This is a genomic window from Mycobacterium sp. (assembly GCF_049683355.1).
Taxonomy (GTDB): Bacteria; Actinomycetota; Actinomycetes; order Mycobacteriales; family Mycobacteriaceae; genus Mycobacterium.
Window position 1 is genome coordinate 12,582 of record NZ_JBAUJB010000014.1, and the last position, 17,947, is coordinate 30,528.

Consider the following 17,947-nt stretch of genomic DNA (forward strand, 5'->3'; position numbering starts at 1 on the left):
CGTTCCCCGCTGTTCAGCGCGTCCGTATCACGCCGAGATCGTCAGCGCGGTCGCGAAAATCTCGTCCATCATCGCCGGGGTGAGCCTGCCCGTGAAGGTGTTCTGCTGGCTGGGGTGGTAGCACCCGAGCAGCTGCACCGGCCCCTGCGCGGTGCTCAGCGAGGCGACCGTGCCGTGACCGAACTTCGGTGCGGGCACGCCCGCCGACCCTCCGCAGCGGCGGACCAGCGCCAGCGCCGACTGCCAGGCGAACCCGCCCAGCGCGACGATGACCCGGACGTCGCTGCCGGTCAGCCGCCACTCGGCATCCAGCCAGGGCGCACAGCTGCTGCGCTCCGCCGGCGTCGGCGCGTTGCCGGGTGGCGCGCACCGGACTGCGGCGACCACACGAACGTCGTGGAGCACCAACCCATCCGCGCTGTCGGTACACGACGCTTGATTCGCCAGACCGCTGCGGTGCAGCGATCCGAACAGGAAGTCCCCCGACCGGTCGCCGGTGAACACACGCCCGGTGCGGTTCGCGCCGTGGGCCGCCGGTGCGAGCCCGAGAACGAGCACCCGCGGATGCGCCGACCCGAAACCGGGCGCGGGCCTGCCCCAATACGGCTGATCGGCGTAGGACCTGCGCTTGGCCACCGCCACCTCCTCGCGCCACTGCACCAGACGTGGGCAGGCACGGCACACCGAGACGCCGGCGTCGACCTGCTCGACGGTGCCGGCCGCCGCCGCCATCGTCGCCACCTGAGCGGGCGTCTGTGCGGCGGCAGTGCGCTTGGTCGCCGGATCACCGGGCCATCCGGAGCCCGGCCGCACCGGGGAGTCGAACCCGCCGCGGGCGCGCGGGTGGGGCAGTTTCACCACACCACTGTGAGCCACCGGCGCCCACGGGGAAACCGGTCGTCGCGCCGACCTGCGCCTTGCTACATTCGCCCCGATATCCCCTGACACAAAAGAGTGCGCTGAGCAGGCGTGGCCCGCTGTCGCTGATCCTGTTCGCCGCGCTGATGGCCGGGGCCGGCAACGGGATCTCGATCGTCGCGTTTCCGTGGCTGGTGCTGCAGCGCACCGGATCCGCGCTCGATGCCTCGATCGTGGCGATGGCGGGAACCCTGCCGCTGTTGGCGGCGACGTTGCTCGCCGGCGCCGCGGTCGATTTCATCGGCCGACGATCGGTGTCGATGATCTCCGATGCGCTGTCGGCGTTGTCGGTGGCGGCGGTGCCGGTGTTGGCGCTGATCTTCGGTGCCGACGTCATCAACGTCGCGGTGCTGGCCGGGCTGGCGGCACTGGGCGCGCTGTTCGACCCCGCCGGCATGACCGCCCGCGAGACGATGCTGCCCGAGGCGGCCACCCGGGCGGGATGGACCCTGGACCTGGACCAGGCAAACAGCGCTTACGAAGCGCTCTTCAACCTCTCCTACATCGTGGGTCCGGGCATCGGCGGCCTGCTGATCGCGACGCTCGGCGGTGTCAACACCATGTGGGTGACCGCTGCGGCGTTCGTTCTGTCGATCATGGCGATCTCGGTGCTCCGGCTGGAAGGCGCGGGCCGGCCGGACCCCGCGGTGCGCACCGGCGGGGTCTGGGCCGGGATCGTCGAGGGTCTGCGATTCGTGTGGAACAACCGTGTGCTGCGCACCCTGGCGGTCGTGGACCTGACGGCCACCGGCCTGTACATGCCGATGGAGAGCGTGCTGTTTCCCAAGTACTTCACCGACCGCAACGAGCCGGCGCAACTCGGCTGGGTGCTGATGGCGCTGAGCGTGGGCGGGCTGATCGGCGCAGTCGGCTACGCCGTGCTCTCGAGGTTCATGCGCAAACGGACCGTCATGCTGATCGCGGTGCTGACCCATGACGGGCGCGCCATCGCCACTGCCATCATGTGCCGTGACAATTCCGGCAGGTGCCGGGTCCACCGCCGGGCACCCCGGTAGCATCGAAAGGTGGCTGCTGACCTTCTCGCCGGCCTGATCTCCGCGCTGCCCGACGGCACCGTCGTCACCGATCCCGACATCCTCGAGTCCTACCGCCAGGACCGGGCCGCCGACCCGGCGGCCGGCACTCCGATGGCGGTGGTCCGGCCGCGGCGCACCGAAGAGGTGCAGACCGTGCTCAGATGGGCTGCGTCCCACCGGATCGCGGTCGTGCCGCGCGGCATGGGCACCGGCCTGTCCGGCGGCGCGACGGCGCTCGAGGGTGGCATCGTGCTGAGCACCGAGAAGATGCGCGACGTCACCGTCGACCCGGTCACCCGCACCGCCGTCGCCCAACCCGGGCTGCTCAACTCCGAGGTGAAGAAGGCCGTCGCCGAATACGGGATGTGGTACCCGCCGGACCCGTCGTCGTTCGAGATCTGCAGCATCGGCGGTAACATCGCCACCAACGCCGGCGGCCTGTGTTGCGTGAAGTACGGCGTCACCTCCGACTACGTGCTCGGACTGCAGGTGGTGCTGGCCGACGGCACCGCGGTCCGGCTCGGCGGGCCCCGCCTGAAAGATGTCGCCGGGTTGTCGCTGACCAAGTTGTTCGTCGGCAGCGAGGGCACGCTCGGGGTGGTGACCGAGGTGACACTCAAGCTGCTGCCCGCTCAGCACCGCGGTTGCACGGTGGTGGCGACGTTCGATTCGGTGTCGGCCGCCTGTGATGCAGTGGCCGTCATCACCGGCAGGATCCGCCCGTCGATGCTGGAGTTCATGGACGGGGTGGCGATCAACGCCGTCGAGGACAAACTGAAGATGGGGCTGGACCGCAACGCCGCCGCCATGATGGTCGCCGCCACCGACGACCGCGGGCCGGCCGGCGCCGAGGATGCCGAGTACATGGCCGGCGTGTTCACCGAACACGGTGCCAAAGAAGTGTTCTCGTCCGAAGACCCGGACGAGGGTGAGGCGTTTGTCGCCGCACGCCGCTTCGCGATCCCCGCTGTGGAGGCGAAAGGTTCGCTGCTGCTCGAGGACGTGGGAGTCCCGCTGCCCGCGCTGGCCGAGTTGGTCTCCGGGGTGGAGAAGCTTGCCGAGCAGCACGACCTGATGATCTCGGTGATCGCGCACGCCGGCGACGGCAACACCCACCCGCTGATCGTCTACGACCCCGCCGATGCCGCGATGACCGAACGGGCCCACACCGCGTTCGGCGAGATCATGGACCTCGCGGTGCGCCTCGGTGGCACCATCACCGGCGAGCACGGCGTCGGCAGGCTCAAACGGCCGTGGTTGGCGGGCTACCTGGGCCCAGAGGTGATGGAACTCAACCGGCGCATCAAGGCCGCGCTCGACCCGGACAACATCCTCAACCCGGGTGCGGCAATCTGACCTCAGCTATTGACACAAACGGACGCGCTGTCGTACCCATAAGACATGACTGCGATTCTGTCTCAGGGTTCTCCTGTGCGGTTCGAGCCGGCCGACGCCTCGACCTGGCGTGACCCGTGGCCGATGTACCGGGCGCTGCGCGACCATGACCCGGTCCACCATGTCGTCCCCGAGGACAGGCCGGATCACGACTACTACGTGCTGTCCCGGCATGCCGACATCTGGGCCGCCGCCCGCGATCACCAGACGTTCTCGTCGGCGCAGGGCCTGACCGTCAACTACGGCGAGCTGGACCTCATCGGGCTGGCGGACAATCCGCCGATGGTGATGCAGGACCCGCCCGTGCACACCGAGTTCCGGAAACTGGTCTCCCGCGGATTCACCCCCCGCCAGGTGGAATCGGTGGAACCCAAGGTCCGCGAGTACGTGCGGGAGCGGATCGAGGGGTTGCGCTCCCGCGGTGGCGGCGACATCGTCGCCGAACTGTTCAAGCCCCTGCCGTCGATGGTGGTCGCGCACTACCTCGGCGTACCCGAGGAGGACCGCGGACAGTTCGACGGCTGGACCGACGCGATCGTGGCCGCCAGCACGGCCGAGGGCGGCATCGGTGGAGCGCTGGAAACAGTCGGCGACGCGCTCGGCGGGATGATGGCCTACTTCACCGCGCTCATCGAACGTCGCCGCGTCGAGCCGGAGGACGGCACGGTGTCTCACCTCGTGGCCGCCGGCGTCGGCGCCGACGGTGACATCGCCGGCGTGCTGTCGATCCTGGCGCTCACCTTCACGATGGTCACCGGCGGCAACGACACCACCACCGGGATGCTGGGCGGCTCGGTGCAACTGCTGCACCAGCGCCCCGACCAGCGGCGCCTGCTCGCGGAACATCCCGAGCTGATCCCCGACGCTGTCGACGAACTGCTGCGGCTGACCTCCCCGGTCCAGATGCTGGGACCCACCGTGACCCGCGAGGTGACGATCGGTGACGTCACCGTCCCCGAGGGGCGGCGGGTGATGTTCCTCTACGGGTCCGCCAACCGGGACGAACGTCAGTACGGCGCTGACGCGGCAGAACTCGACGTCACCCGCAGGCCGCGCAATATCCTGACGTTCAGCCACGGCGCGCACCACTGCCTGGGTGCCGCGGCAGCCCGGATGCAGTCCCGGGTGGCGCTGACCGAATTGCTCTCACGGATACCGGATTTCGAGATCGACGAGTCCGGCATCGAGTGGGCCGGCGGCAGTTAGGTGCGACGACCGGTGTCGGTGCCCTTCACGGTGACGAGCTGATGGCGGGCGACTGGCTGGCGGCGCGCCGCACCGAGGTGGCCGCCGACCGCATCCTCGACGCTGCGGGCGAACTGTTCGCCAGGAAAGAGGCTGCCGGTGTCGGTATGCACGAAATCGCCACGGCTGCAGGGTGTTCGCGTGCCACACTGTATCGCTACTTCGAGAACCGCGAAGCTCTCTACACCGCCTACGTGCACCGTGAGAGTTACCGCCTCTACCGTGAGATGACCGACCAGATCATGTCGGTGCTCGATCCGCGGGAGCGGCTCATCGAGGGCATGCTCTCCTCGCTGCGCAACGTCCGCCAGAGCCCGGCCCTGGCGTCGTGGTTCGCGACCACCCAGCGGCCGATCGGCGGCGAGATGGCCGAGCAGTCGGAGGTGATCAAGGCGCTGACCGAAGCGTTCGTGATCTCGCTGGGTCCCGACGCGCCGGAACTGGTCGAACATCGGGCGCGCTGGCTGGTCCGGGTGATGACGTCGCTGCTGGTGTTCCCCGGCCACGACGAAGCCGACGAACGGTCGATGCTCGAGGAGTTCGTCGTGCCGATCGTGCTGCCCGCGGGGGCGCAGGCTGATCAGATCACCTGACGGGCTCAGGCCACCCAGTAGGCCTGGGCTTTGATCGCCTTGCGGGGAATCTGGTAGTCCTCGCGGAGCAGCTTGGCCACCGCGCGGGTGGTGCGGTTGTCGCAGGCCACCCAGCCGAAGTGGTCGGAGGCGTCGAAGGCGGCCGATTCCACTGCCTGCACCAGGGATTCACCGCGTTCTTGCGATCCACCCACGTCACGTCGGTCCCCCGAGCCACGGGCAGTTGCTTGTCGTCGTCGTGCGCGGCTTCCAGGAAGATCTGCGCGGGGGCGTCACCGATCGCGTCGAGCAGGGAGTTGATCGCCGGCAGCGACGCCGTGTCGCCGACGATGACGTAGCCGGCCGGACGCGGTTCCGGCAGAGCGAAACTGCTTCCCAGCACGGTGACCTCGATGGTGTCGCCCGGCGCGGCCTGCTGCGCCCACCGCGACGCGACGCCGTCGTGCAGCGCGAACTCCACGTCCACGGTGTCGTTCGCCGGATCCGGGTTGACCAATGTGTAACCCCGCTGGTGCAGCTTGTCCCCGTCGGAGAACCACATCCTGATCCACATGGTCGGATGCAGTGTCCGGCCGGCCAGCAGCCCGCCGGCCTGGAAACTCAGCCGCAGATAATGCGGAGTGACCTGGCTGCTCGCGGTGACGGTCAGCTCGTAGTCGCCCGCGCGCAGTAGCTTGAGTACCGCGCCCGCGAACCCGCGCGACTGCTTCGTGTCCGACATGGCCCCTCAATCCCTGATCGATTACTTAGGCCAGCTTAACCTAACCCAGGGTGGGTGTTGGGCCTCAGCTCCGGACCCGAGTGAAGCGGTGCAGCAGCCAGGCCAGCGGGATCGTCACCACCAGCGTTCCGGTGAACAGCAGCCAGACAGAGCCGGTGTAGATGGGATAGCGGACTATCTCCACCATGACCAGTTCCATCGTGATCAGGTGGATCAGGAAGATCTCATAGGAGATCTCGCCGAGGAACACCATGGGGCGGCTGGCCAGCATCCGCCCGTAGAGCCCGAAGGGTTTTGCGCCCGCCCGCTGGTCCCCCAAGGCCAGCGGCGCGACCAGCAGAGTCGCGATCGCGGCATAAAACGCGGTCTTGACCAGCGCCTCGCGTAACTCGGCCGGTGAGGTCGTCGGCTCCCCCGCCAGCGGCGTGGACACGATGAAGTAGCTCACCACCGCCAGCGGGACGCAGGCCAGCGCGTAGGCCCGCACACCCAACGGTTGCAGCGCCGCCAGCGCCATCCCGCCGATGAACCACACCAGGTAACCCGGCAGCCACAACTGCGCGCCGTCGGGCAGCCAGTCGGTGGTGTGCACCAGGGTCAGCCACGCGGGTGAGATCAGCGCGAGTCCGGCCAGCCCGGCCAGCAGCAGCCCTGGCCGCCAGCGCCGTCGGCACAGCACCACGAGCAACAGGTATGCCAGCAGGGGCAGCACCACGTAGAACGCGACCTCGACCGCGAGGCTCCACATCTGGGTGAGGCCCTGGTGCAGAAAGGAATAGAGATAATCGTCGGTGTAGATCTGGGTGAGGGTGAGATTGCGGAACAAGCCCTCCCAGGTGTGCCCGGGGTTGGGCCCCGCCATGCGAAAGTGGTAGACGAGGTAGGCCGCGACCACGGTGACCGCGTAGGCGGGCATGATCCGGCGCACCCGGTGCCAGGCGTAGCGGCGCACCGACGGCGCCGGACTGCTGGACGCGGCAGCCTTCACCCACGGCGCGAACAGCAGGAACCCGGACAGCACGAAGAAGATCGGCACTCCGATCTCCATCCGCGAGTACACCAGGCCGAGGTAGCCCTGCGGATACTTGCCGGTGGTGTAGGCGGCGTGGGTGAGCACCACGAGCAGCGCTGCCACGGCGCGGATTCCGGTGAGCGAGTCGACACGTCCGGTCGCCGTGACCGATTCCAAACCGCCCTGCGCATCGAGTTCCCTGGGCACGGTCATGTCGCCGGTTGCCTCAGTAGGACTTGCGGCGCGCCTTCGGCCCGCGATCGGGTTCGAGGTGGATCAGCTGACCCTGGATCCTGGTGTGCTCGAGCTTCTTCAGCGTTTCCTTGGACAGCTTCGCCGGCAACTCGACCAATGAGTGGTCGGGCTTGATCGAGATGTGCCCGAAATCGCTGCGGTGCAGCCCACCTTCGTTGGCGATGGCGCCCACGATGGCCCCGGGCATGACCTTGTGCCGCTTGCCGACCGCGATGCGGTACGTCGCGAGGTCGCTGCGCACCTCTCGGCGCTTGTGCGGCGCGCCGTCGTCACGACCCTGACGCTCGGGCCGTTCGCGACGCTTCTCCGGCGGCGGCTCCGTCATCAGGAACTCGCCGCCGTCGCGGCTCTGCAACGCCAGCGCCGCGGCGATGTCGGCCATCGGTACATCGTGATCGCGCTCGTAACCCTCGATCAGCTTGCGGAACAACTCGATTCCCGGGTTGGCCAGCGCTTCGGTGATCGAGTCGCGGAACTTCTCCACACGCTGGGCGTTGACGTCATCAACCGATGGCAGGCCCCTCTCGACCAGCTTCTGCCGGGTCACCCGCTCGATCGAGTTGAGCAGGTGGCGTTCGCGGGGTGACACGAACAGCAGCGCCGTGCCCGAGCGGCCGGCCCTTCCGGTGCGCCCGATGCGGTGCACGTAGGACTCCGGGTCGTGCGGGATGTCGTAGTTGAGCACGTGCGAGATGCGGTCGACGTCGAGACCGCGCGCGGCCACGTCCGTCGCGACAAGGATGTCGAGCTTGCCGTCCTTGAGTGAGGCGATGGTGCGCTCGCGCACGGCCTGCGCGATGTCGCCGTTGATGGCCGCGGCGGAAAAGCCGCGGGCACGAAGCTTCTCGGCGACCTCCTCGGTCGCCTGCTTGGTGCGGACGAACACGATCATCGCCTCGAACGGCTCGACTTCGAGCAGCCGGGTGAGCGCGTCCATCTTGCGGTTTCCGGATACCTGGATGTAGCGCTGAGCGATGTTGTCGGCGGTCGCGGTCTTGGATTCGACCTTCACCTGGACCGGGTCGTGCAGGTACTTGGAGGTGATCTTGCGAATCGCCGGCGGCATCGTCGCCGAGAACAACGCGACCTGCTTGTACTCCGGGGTGCCCTCCAGAATTCGCTCGACGTCCTCGGCGAAGCCCATCTGCAGCATCTCGTCGGCCTCGTCGAGCACCAGATAGTCGAGGTGCGAGAGGTCCAGGCTGCCCTTCTCGAGATGGTCGATGACCCGGCCCGGGGTACCGACGACGATCTGGGCGCCCCGCCGCAGCCCGGCCATCTGGGGTCCGTACGGGGAGCCGCCGTAGATCGGCAACACGTTCACGGGCAGATGCGCGCCGTAGCGGCTGAATGCCTCCGCGACCTGCAGCGCCAGTTCCCGCGTCGGGGCCAGGACCAGCGCCTGCGTGATCCGGCTGGAGGTGTCGATCTTCGACAGGAGCGGGATGGCGAAGGCCGCGGTCTTCCCGGTTCCGGTCTGCGCGAGCCCGACGACATCGGAGCCGGCCATCATCGCCGGGATGGTCGCCGCCTGGATGGGCGACGGCGTCTCGTATCCGACGTCGACGACGGCCTGCAGCACCGAGGGGTGAATCTGCAGGTCAGCAAAGGTCAGGTCGCCGGCCGGGACAGCGTTGCCCGGCTCCGCGTTCGAAGACGTCATCGAGGTGGCAGTCTAGTGCCAGTCGCCGCTCTTTCCCGCCGCGCGCCTCTCATCGAGGCAATCGCGGTGACGGTACGGTGCGCAGTTGTGAAATGGACGGCGATGATCGGGCCCCTGACGGGCGCCGTGGTGCTGACCGTCGCCGGCTGCGGCTCGGGTGACTCGACCGCGTCCAAGACACCGGGGCCGACGGCGGTGTCGACGTCTGCGCAGGCACCTGCGGCCGTGGGCCCGCCGCCACCTGCGCCCGGCCCGCCTGCGGCCAACGATCCGTGTGCCACCAACCTGGCTGCACCCGAGATCGTCAGGGCGGTGTCCGAACTGCCTCCCGATCCGCGCAGCGAGCAGGCCTGGAACCCCGAGCCGCTGGCCGGCAACTACAACGAGTGCGCGCAGCTGTCGGCGGTGATCATCAAGGCCAACACGAACTCGGAGAACCCGAACACCCGCGCGCTGCTGTTCCACCGGGGCAAGTTCATCCCGACGGGGGTGCCCGACACGTTCGGCTTCAACGGCCTGGACACCTCGGAGACCACCGGCGACACCGTCGCGCTGGAGTACTCCGGCGGGGTGCCCGGGCTCGACAGCGTGGTGAAGTTCCGCTGGAACGGCAGCGGCGTGGAGTTGATCGGCAACACCGGCTGAGCATTCGCCGCGGAATAGCGTTCCTGGCTGTGAATTGGACCCCGGGCGCGACCCGGAATGCGCTTCCGCGGGTGCAGGGGGTGTCGGCGGGCTGGCCTACAGTGGCTGCGTGTTCGTCGGCGAGGATCGGGTCATCTACAGCGCCTCCGACCTCGCCGCCGCCGCTCGCTGCGAGTACGCGCTGCTGCGCTCGTTCGACGCCCGGCTCGGCTGGGGTCCGTCGGTCACCACCGACGACGAACTGCTCACCCGCACCGCCGAACTCGGTGACGAACACGAACGGCGCCACCTCGACGAACTGCGGCAACAGCCGCAGTCCGGCGACATCACCGTCATCGGCCGTCCCGAATACACCGTGGCGGGGCTGGCGGCCGCGGCCCAGCAGACACTGGCCGCGATCGAGCGCCGCGCTCCCGTCATCTACCAGGCCGCCATGTTCGACGGTCGATTCGTCGGCTTCGCCGACTTCCTGGTGCTCGAGGACTCCCCCGAGGGGCACCGCTACCGGTTGCGCGACACGAAGCTGGCCCGGTCGGTCAAGGTGGAGGCTCTGCTGCAGTTGGCGGCGTACGCGCAGACGCTGACCGACGCGGGAGTGCCGGTGGCCCCCGAGGTGGATCTGGTCCTGGGCGACGGATCCGCGGTCAGCTACCCCGTCACCGAACTACTGCCGGTCTACGCGCCACGCCGGGCCGCGCTGCAACGGCTACTGGACACTCATCTGACCGGTGGCAAGCCGGTGACCTGGGAGGACGACGTTCGCGCCTGCTTCCGCTGCACGGAGTGCGAGCAGCAGGTCCGCGCGTCCGACGACCTGCTTCTGGTCGCCGGGATGCGCGTGAGCCAGCGGGCCCGGTTGATCGACGCGGGCATCACAGCCGTGCACGAGCTGGCCGGCCACCGCGGGCCGGTTCCCGAGCTGTCGACCCGTACGGTCACGGCGCTGGCCGCGCAGGCTCGGCTGCAGGTCGCCGACCGGGTGCAGGGCATGCCGCCCTACGAGGTCGTGGATGCGCAACCGCTGATGGTGTTGCCCGACGCCGACAAGGGAGATCTGTTCTTCGACTTCGAGGGTGACCCGCTGTGGACCGTCGACGGCTGCGAGTGGGGGCTGGAATACCTGTGGGGTGTGCTGACCGCGGCTGACCAGTTCACCCCGCTGTGGGCCCACGACCGGGCCGGCGAACGTCAGGCGCTCGTCGACTTCCTGACGATGGTGCGCAAGCGGCGGCGGCGCTATCCCGGAATGCACATCTACCACTACGCGGCCTACGAGAAGAGCACGCTGCTGCGCCTGGCCGGGCGCTACGGCGTCGGGGAGGACGAGGTCGACTCACTGTTGCGCGAGGGCGTGCTCGTCGACCTTTACCCCTTGGTACGCAAGAGCATCCGGGTGGGCACGGAGAACTACAGCATCAAGTCGCTCGAGCCGCTCTATATGGGTGCCGAGCTGCGCTGCGGTGAGGTGACCACGGCCACCGCGTCGATCACCGAGTACGCCCGCTACTGCGCGCTCACGGAGGGCGGCCGCACCGACGAGGCCGCGACGGTGCTCAGCGACATCGAGGAGTACAACCGCTACGACTGCCGGTCCACGCACCGGCTGCGCGACTGGCTGATGGCCCGCGCCATCGAATCCGGGGTACCGCCGCGCGGTCCTGTTCAGGTCACCGGCGGGAGTAAGCCGGGGCCCGCCGCCGTCGCCGACCCGCCCGATGAGGTCGAGCGCAAGATGTTGAAGTTCGCCGGTGACGGTGTCGAAGCCCGCAGCCCGGGGCAGACCGCGGTCGCGATGTTCGCCGCCGCCAAGGGTTTTCACAAACGTGAAGACAAACCCTTCTGGTGGGGTCACTTCGACCGGGTCAACAATCCCGTCGACGAATGGGCGGACAACTCGGGCGTTTTCATCGCCGAGGACCACGAGATCGTGGCGGACTGGCATCAACCGCCCCGGGCGCGGAAACCGCAACGCCACATCAGGCTGTTCGGCGAGATCGCCGCGGGCGACCTGACGAGGGACGTGTACGCGCTGTACGATCCGCCCACGCCCAGAGGACTTTCCGACGACCCGGACCGCCGGGGGTTCGGCCGGGTCGCGGTGCTGGAGTGTGACAACACCGAAGCACCCACCGAGGTCGTGATCTGCGAGCGCCAACCCAAGAACGGTGAGGTGTTCGACCAGGTGCCGTTCGCGCTGACCCCGGACGCCCCGTTCAACACCAAGCCGCTCCAGGACGCCATCACCGGCAGCGCCGCGGCTGTGGCCGCCGGGCTGCCGGCACTGCCGGCCGACGCCATCACCGACATCCTGCTGCGCCAGGTCCCCCGCACCCGCAGCGGACATCCGTTGCCGCGCACCGGAGACGACGTCGCCGATATCACCGCCGCGCTGCTGGACCTGGACTCGTCCTACCTGGCGGTACACGGACCGCCCGGCACGGGCAAGACCTACACCTCCGCCCAGGTGATCGCCGGCCTGGTAGGCGGGCACCGGTGGCGGGTCGGGGTGGTGGCCCAGTCGCACGCCGTGGTCGAGAACCTGTTCGGCGACGTGCTGAAGGCCGGCGTGGACGGTTCCCGCGTCGGCAAGAAGCCCAACACGGTGAGCACCGGATGGACCGAGCTGGGTCCCGACGATTTCGCCGGTTTCCTCGGTCAGGACGGCTGTGTGGTCGGCGGCACCGCCTGGGACTTCGCCAACGACAACAGGATCCCGATGGGAAGCCTCGATCTGCTGGTCGTCGAGGAGGCCGGGCAGTTCAGCCTGGCCAACACGATCGCGGTGTCCCGCGCGGCGCGCAACCTGTTGCTGCTCGGCGACCCCCAGCAGCTACCGCAGGTCAGTCAGGGCACCCACCCGGAGCCGGTCGACGGCTCCGCCCTGGCCTGGCTCGTCGACGGACACCACACGCTGCCGCCCGAACGCGGCTACTTCCTCGACCTCTCCTACCGGATGCACCCCGAGGTCTGCCGCGCGGTCTCACGGTTGTCCTACGACAGCCGACTGCACTCACACGTCGCCGTGACCGCTGCGCGTCGGCTCGACGGAGTCACCCCCGGGGTGCGGTCGCTGCTGGTCGACCACGACGGCAACTCCACCGAGAGCCCCGAGGAGGCGGCGACGATCGTCGCGGCCATCGAAGGTCTCTTGGGCACGACATGGACCGACGAACACGGCAGCCGGGCACTGTCCCAGAGCGACGTCCTGGTCGTCACCCCGTACAACGCCCAGGTGGCGCTCACCCGACGCCGACTCGATGCGGCCGGACTCACCGACGTGCGCGCCGGCACCGTCGACAAGTTCCAGGGCCAACAGGCGCCGGTGGTGTTCGTCTCGATGACGGCGTCGTCGGCCGACGACGTACCGCGCGGAATCACCTTCCTGCTCAACAGGAACCGGCTCAACGTCGCCGTCAGCCGGGCGAAGTACCTCGCCGTGATCGTACGGTCGGCCCAGCTGACCGAGCATCTGCCGGGCACTCCCGACCGCCTGGTGGAGTTGGGGGCGTTCCTGGCTCTGAGCGCATGTGATACACCCACGGGGTGACCGAAGCGCTCACCGGACGGCTCGAGGCGATCGTCGGTCCCGGCTACGTCAGCACCGATGCCGACGTGCTGGCCGGCCGCAGCGTCGATCACACCGGACGGTACCGGGGCCGTGCCAGTGTGCTGGTGCGTCCGGGCGTCACCGACGAGGTCGCCGCGACACTGCGCGCCTGCCGTGAGGCCGGCGTCCGCGTCACCGTGCAGGGCGGTCGGACCTCCCTGGTGGCCGGGACCGTACCCGAACACGACGACGTGCTGCTGTCGACCGAGCGACTGCGTGAGGTCGGCCCGGTCGACGCGGCGGAACGCCGTATCCACGTCGGCGCCGGCGTGACGCTGGCCGAAGTGCAGCGTGCGGCCGGCGCGGCCGGGCTGGTGTTCGGTGTCGACCTTGCCGCTCGGGATTCGGCGACTGTGGGCGGAATGGCCTCGACGAACGCGGGCGGTCTGCGCACGGTGTGCTACGGCAACATGGGCGAACAGGTCATCGGTCTGGACGTGGCGTTGCCGGACGGCACCGTGGTGCGCCGTCACAGTCAGGTCCGCAGCGACAACACCGGCTACGACCTGGCCTCGCTGTTCGTCGGCGCCGAGGGCACACTCGGGGTGATCACCGGCCTGGATCTGCGACTGCACCTCGCGCCGCGTCAGCGGGTCACGGCCATCTGCGGATTCGCCGACCTCGACGCGCTCGTCGACACCGGCAGGGTGTTCCGCGATCTGGAGGGCATCGCCGCCCTGGAACTCATCGACGCTCGTGCCAGCGCCCTGACCGCCGAACACGTCGGCGTCCGTGCACCGGTCGAGGGGGCCTGGCAGTTACTCGTCGAGCTCTCAGGGGATACGGATCTGACCGAACGGCTGGCCGACGTGCTGGAGTCCGCAGCGCTGGCCGACGAGCCGGCAGTCGGCGTGGACTCGAGTGCCCAGCAGCGGCTCTGGCAGGTGCGCGAGTCGGTCGCCGAAGTGTTGGGTGTCTACGGTCCACCGCTGAAATTTGATGTGTCACTGCCTCTTTCGAGTATCCGCCAGTTCGCCGACGAATCCGCAGCGCTGGTCGCCACCCATGCTCCCGACGCCATCCCGGTGCTGTTCGGCCACATCGGGGAAGGCAACCTGCACCTCAACATCGTCCGCTGCGCACTGTCCGGGGACCGCGAACGCGACCTGTACTCGGCGATGATGGCGTTGATCGCCCGCGGCGGTGGCAACGTCAGCTCCGAACACGGCGTCGGGTCACGCAAGCGGGACTACGTCTCGATGTCTCGCTCCGACGCCGACATCGCGGCGATGCGGACGGTCAAGGCGGCGTTCGATCCGGACGGCTATCTGAACCCCGCAGTGCTGTTCGGCTGATGTCACCACACCGTTATGCCGACCCCGGCGCCGACCACGTAGCGTGTCGATGTTGTGGGTATCGAAGCTGACTACCTGGTCGTCGGGGCGGGCGCCATGGGCATGGCGTTCGTCGACACGCTGCTGACCGAGAACGCCGAGGCCACCGTTGTGCTGGTCGACGAGGACCACCAGCCCGGCGGCCACTGGAACGCGGTGTATCCGTTCGTGCGACTGCATCAGCCGTCCGCGTACTACGGGGTGAACTCGCTCCCGCTGGGCAACGAGGACTCGATCGACACCACCGGCTGGAACGAAGGCTTCTTCGAGCTGGCGACCGGTCACGAGGTCTGCGCCTATTACGACCAGGTGATGCGCCACCACCTGCTGCCCACCGGGCGGTTGTCCTACTTCCCGGCCACGCGATATCTGGGCGACCACAGATTCCGCACCCTCGACGGTGCCGAGCACACCGTGTCCGTGCGACGCCGGGTGGTCGATGCGACGTACCTGCTGACCGTGGTCCAGTCCATGAGGCCGGCACCGCCGTTCGCGGTCGCCGACGGGGTGGACATCGTCACCCCGAACGACCTGCCCCGCCGGGCCGCGGACCACCAGCACTACACGATCGTGGGCGGCGGCAAAACCGGGATGGACTGCTGCCTGTGGCTGATGCGCAACGGCGTTCCGGCCGAGCGGCTGCGCTGGATCATGCCCCGTGACTCGTGGCTGCTCAATCGGGCCCACATCCAGCCCGGGCCGGATTTCGTGAGACAGCTGCGTGACTCGATCAGCACTCGGATGACGGCGATCACCGAGGCGACCTCACTCGAGGACCTCTTCGACCGGCTGGAGGCCGACCAGAACCTGCTCCGCCTGGACCCGGCGGTGCGTCCCACGATGTACCACTGCGCCATCGTGTCGCTCGGCGAGCTCGAACACCTTCGCCTCATCGACGACGTGGTGCGGCTCGGGCACATCGACCGGGTGGAGCAGGATCGGCTGGTGTTGGCGCAGGGCACGATCCCGGTGCCGGTGCCCTCGCTCTATGTCGACTGCACGACGCCGGGTCTGCCCCGGCCCCCTTCGGTGCCGGTCTTCGACGGCGACCGGATCACCTTGCAGAGTGTGCGGGGCTGCCAGCAGGTGTTCAGCGCGGCGTTCATCGCCCACGTGGAAGCCGCCTACGGCGACTCCGCTCGAGACGATGCTGCGCGCAACGACTTGTGCGAACCCATCCCGCACCCGGACGCGCCTGTCGACTGGCTGCGGATCTTGTTGTCGGACAACCGCGCTCAGATCCGGTGGCTGAAGGATCCCGAGCTGCTCGACTGGCTTCAGTCGGCACGCCTGAACGTGCTGCGCGACCTGTTCCCGAAGTTCCTGGCGGACCGGCCGCGGGTGCGGGAGAAAGCGATCGGTGCGCTCACGGTGGCGCTCGACAAGGCCAACCAGCGGCTCGCCGCTCTGATGGACTCCGGCTAATCCGGTTCCCGCGCGTGCCGGCCACCGCGGGTTTCAGCTTGGTCGTCAACTTCATGGAACCCGTTGTGCGCGTGACCGTTCGACCCCGATTCGGACGGCGGTTCTTCCAGCAGCAGATCCAGGATGTTGCGCCATTCCGGATCTGCGGCCGCCGACTCCGGTTCTGCGGATCGCGTCGGCCTGTCGCTGGTCGGTCCGGTGACCGAATCCTGCCAGTCGCCATCCTCCCAGTCGACGACGTACTCGACGTACTCATCGTCGTCGTGGAAGACCCCGTCGTCCCAGTCGCCTTCGTCCTCGGTCACGGTATCCGGGCCCGCGGGCGCCACCGGGGCGGTGGCGAACCCGCGCAGCAGCAGTGCCGCGATCACCCCGACCAGGGCGACGAACGCCGGCAACAGCATCGCCTGCGACATGGCGGCGGCGAACGGAGCGTGCAGGAACTCCGGAAGTTGGGTGGCCGCCCCTTCGGTCCGGAGCGCCGCGTCCGCTGCGGCCGGCATCTCGGCGGACAGCCGTGAAGCCATGAACGCCGCCATCCCGGCGCTGCCGAGCACCGACCCGACCTGCCGGTTGGTGTTGTAGACACCGGAGCCGGCACCGGCCAGCTGTGGAGCCAGGTTCCGGGTCGCGGTGGCCGCCAGCGGCGACCAGATGAACGCCATGCCCACACCCATCGCCGTCAGCGGCAGCACCAGCCGCCAGATCGGCGTCGTCGGCGTCATCTCGATCGACAGCCAGGTCAGCCCGGTCGCGATCACCGAGAAGCCGAAGCCGACCACCGGCCGGGGGTGTGACCGGTCGACGATCCTGCCGACCAGCGGGGCGAGCACCCCGGTCGCGATCGCCATCGGCGCAGTCAACAGGGCGGCCCGGGTCGGTGAGAGCCCACAGACCGACTGGGCGTAGAACATCAACGGCAGGAACAGCGAGGTCGCGACGAACCCGATGGTCGCCACCCCGAGGTTGGACATCGAGAAGTCGCGGTCGCTGAAGATGACCAGCGGGATCAGTGGCTCGCCTTTGGTGACCGACTGCCAGTAGAGGAACGCCGACATGACCGCGACGCCGATGACGATCGTCGCCCAGATCCACGGCGCCCAGTCGTAGGCCTGGCCCTCCTGCAGGGCGAACACGATCAGGAACATGCCGACGGCCGAGAGCACCACGCCCGGCAGGTCGAACCCCTGCTTCTGTGTGGGTAGCGCCGGCACCAACCGGACGGCCATCGCCAGGCCGACGACACCGATGGGCACATTCACGATGAAGATCCACTGCCACCCCAGGTGGTCCACCAGCAACCCGCCGGCCAGCGGGCCGATCAGCGTGGCCACCCCTGCGGTGGCACCCCACACGCTCATCGCGACCCCGCGGCGCTGCGCCGGGAAGGTCCGGGTGATCGCCGACAGCGTCTGCGGTGTCAGCAGCGCTGCCCCGATGCCCTGGACGACCCTGGCGGCGACCAGCGTGCCGATGCTGTCGGACAGCCCACACCACAGCGAGGCCACCGTGAACACCGCCAGGCCCAGCAGATAGAGGTTCTTGGGTCCGTACCGGTCCCCCAGCCCGCCGGCCACCAGCAGCGGCACCGCGTACGCCAGCAGGTAGGCGCTGGTCACCCAGATCACCGCGTCGTAGTCGGCGTCCAGGCTCGCCATGATCGCCGGGTTGGCGACGGCGACGATGGTGGCGTCGACCAGGATCATGAAAAAGCCGATGAGCAACGCCCACAAGGCATGCCACGGGTTGGCACTCGGGGCGCGCGGTGTCACGGTTTCGGACATGGTGATGTGGTCGGCAGTCTCGTGAGTCGAAGCAGTGCGGGGCAGAGCGGGGACGGCCCGACGCTACGGATCGACGGCAAGCCCGACAAGTCCGGCGCCGGGCATCACCTCATTCACACCGAGTCGGCGGGGGTCTCACCAGCGACGGCGTCGGCGGTCGCGGGCTTGTGCACTCCGGTGACCAACAACGCCGCCAACGCGATCATCACGCCGGCCGACATCACCACCGCCATCGCCAGTTCGTCGTTGCCGAGCACCCCGACCAGCGGGGCGACGGCAGCGCCGAGGCCGAACTGGGCGGCCCCCAGCAGCG

Annotated in this window: 12 protein-coding genes and 2 pseudogenes; 8 read left to right on the forward strand and 6 right to left on the reverse strand. The window is 68.8% G+C overall.

The window, feature by feature from the left end:
* Positions 1–27 precede the first annotated feature (27 nt).
* Positions 28–858: a uracil-DNA glycosylase gene (locus WA944_RS00715; RefSeq protein WP_526609382.1), complete on the reverse strand. Its 831-nt coding sequence runs from the start codon at positions 856–858 to the stop codon at positions 28–30.
* A gap of 83 nt (positions 859–941) precedes the next feature.
* On the opposite strand from WA944_RS00715, the gene WA944_RS00720 reads away from it, so the two are divergent.
* The 4 genes from WA944_RS00720 to WA944_RS00735 are packed head-to-tail and all read left to right on the forward strand — an operon-like array spanning position 942 to position 5,188.
* A complete protein-coding gene (locus tag WA944_RS00720) occupies positions 942–1,934 on the forward strand; it encodes an MFS transporter (RefSeq protein WP_526374611.1) in 993 nt (330 codons plus the stop codon).
* A gap of 9 nt (positions 1,935–1,943) precedes the next feature.
* On the forward strand, positions 1,944–3,311 hold the full coding sequence (locus tag WA944_RS00725) for an FAD-binding oxidoreductase (RefSeq protein ID WP_526374599.1): 1,368 nt from the start codon (positions 1,944–1,946) through the stop codon (positions 3,309–3,311).
* Between the two features lie 45 nt (positions 3,312–3,356).
* The gene (locus WA944_RS00730; RefSeq protein WP_526374597.1) at positions 3,357–4,556 is read left to right on the forward strand and encodes a cytochrome P450; all 1,200 of its coding nucleotides are present in this window, start codon (positions 3,357–3,359) and stop codon (positions 4,554–4,556) included.
* A gap of 41 nt (positions 4,557–4,597) precedes the next feature.
* A complete protein-coding gene (locus WA944_RS00735; RefSeq protein WP_526374595.1) occupies positions 4,598–5,188 on the forward strand; it encodes a TetR/AcrR family transcriptional regulator in 591 nt (196 codons plus the stop codon).
* A 5-nt stretch (positions 5,189–5,193) separates the two neighbouring features.
* On the opposite strand, the pseudogene WA944_RS00740 reads toward WA944_RS00735, so the two are convergent.
* The 3 genes and pseudogenes from WA944_RS00740 to WA944_RS00750 all read right to left on the reverse strand — a co-directional run bounded on the left by WA944_RS00740 (position 5,194) and on the right by WA944_RS00750 (position 8,839).
* Positions 5,194–5,909, reverse strand: a pseudogene (locus tag WA944_RS00740) (siderophore-interacting protein).
* Between the two features lie 64 nt (positions 5,910–5,973).
* Positions 5,974–7,134 carry an acyltransferase family protein gene (locus WA944_RS00745; protein ID WP_526374593.1) on the reverse strand — a complete coding sequence of 387 codons (1,161 nt, stop codon included), beginning with the start codon at positions 7,132–7,134 and terminating at the stop codon, positions 5,974–5,976.
* Positions 7,135–7,147: 13 nt separating this feature from the next.
* Positions 7,148–8,839, reverse strand: coding sequence for a DEAD/DEAH box helicase (locus tag WA944_RS00750; RefSeq protein ID WP_526374591.1), 1,692 nt, complete (start codon positions 8,837–8,839; stop codon positions 7,148–7,150).
* A 102-nt stretch (positions 8,840–8,941) separates the two neighbouring features.
* Here WA944_RS00750 and WA944_RS00755 point away from each other — a divergent pair, with 102 nt between their 5' ends.
* The 4 genes from WA944_RS00755 (at position 8,942) to WA944_RS00770 (ending at position 15,850) form a co-directional block, all read left to right on the forward strand.
* Complete coding sequence (locus tag WA944_RS00755) at positions 8,942–9,484, forward strand: LppP/LprE family lipoprotein (RefSeq protein ID WP_526374589.1); 543 nt, start codon at positions 8,942–8,944, stop codon at positions 9,482–9,484.
* 109 nt (positions 9,485–9,593) lie between these two features.
* On the forward strand, positions 9,594–13,031 hold the full coding sequence (locus tag WA944_RS00760; protein ID WP_526646094.1) for a TM0106 family RecB-like putative nuclease: 3,438 nt from the start codon (positions 9,594–9,596) through the stop codon (positions 13,029–13,031).
* Entirely contained in the window at positions 13,028–14,386 is a 1,359-nt protein-coding gene (locus WA944_RS00765) for an FAD-binding oxidoreductase (protein ID WP_526374585.1), read from the forward strand. The genes WA944_RS00760 and WA944_RS00765 overlap by 4 nt, the downstream gene beginning before the upstream one ends.
* Positions 14,387–14,482: 96 nt before the next feature.
* A complete protein-coding gene (locus WA944_RS00770) occupies positions 14,483–15,850 on the forward strand; it encodes an NAD(P)/FAD-dependent oxidoreductase (protein WP_526374609.1) in 1,368 nt (455 codons plus the stop codon).
* Here the strand turns inward: WA944_RS00770 and WA944_RS00775 are convergent.
* Together WA944_RS00775 and WA944_RS00780 are read right to left on the reverse strand one after the other, a co-directional pair.
* Positions 15,847–17,634, reverse strand: a complete 1,788-nt coding sequence (locus WA944_RS00775; protein ID WP_526374583.1) for an MFS transporter — start codon at positions 17,632–17,634, stop codon at positions 15,847–15,849. The genes WA944_RS00770 and WA944_RS00775 overlap by 4 nt on opposite strands.
* Positions 17,635–17,747: 113 nt before the next feature.
* Positions 17,748–17,947: pseudogene (locus WA944_RS00780) on the reverse strand (Bcr/CflA family drug resistance efflux transporter); the annotation flags it as partial.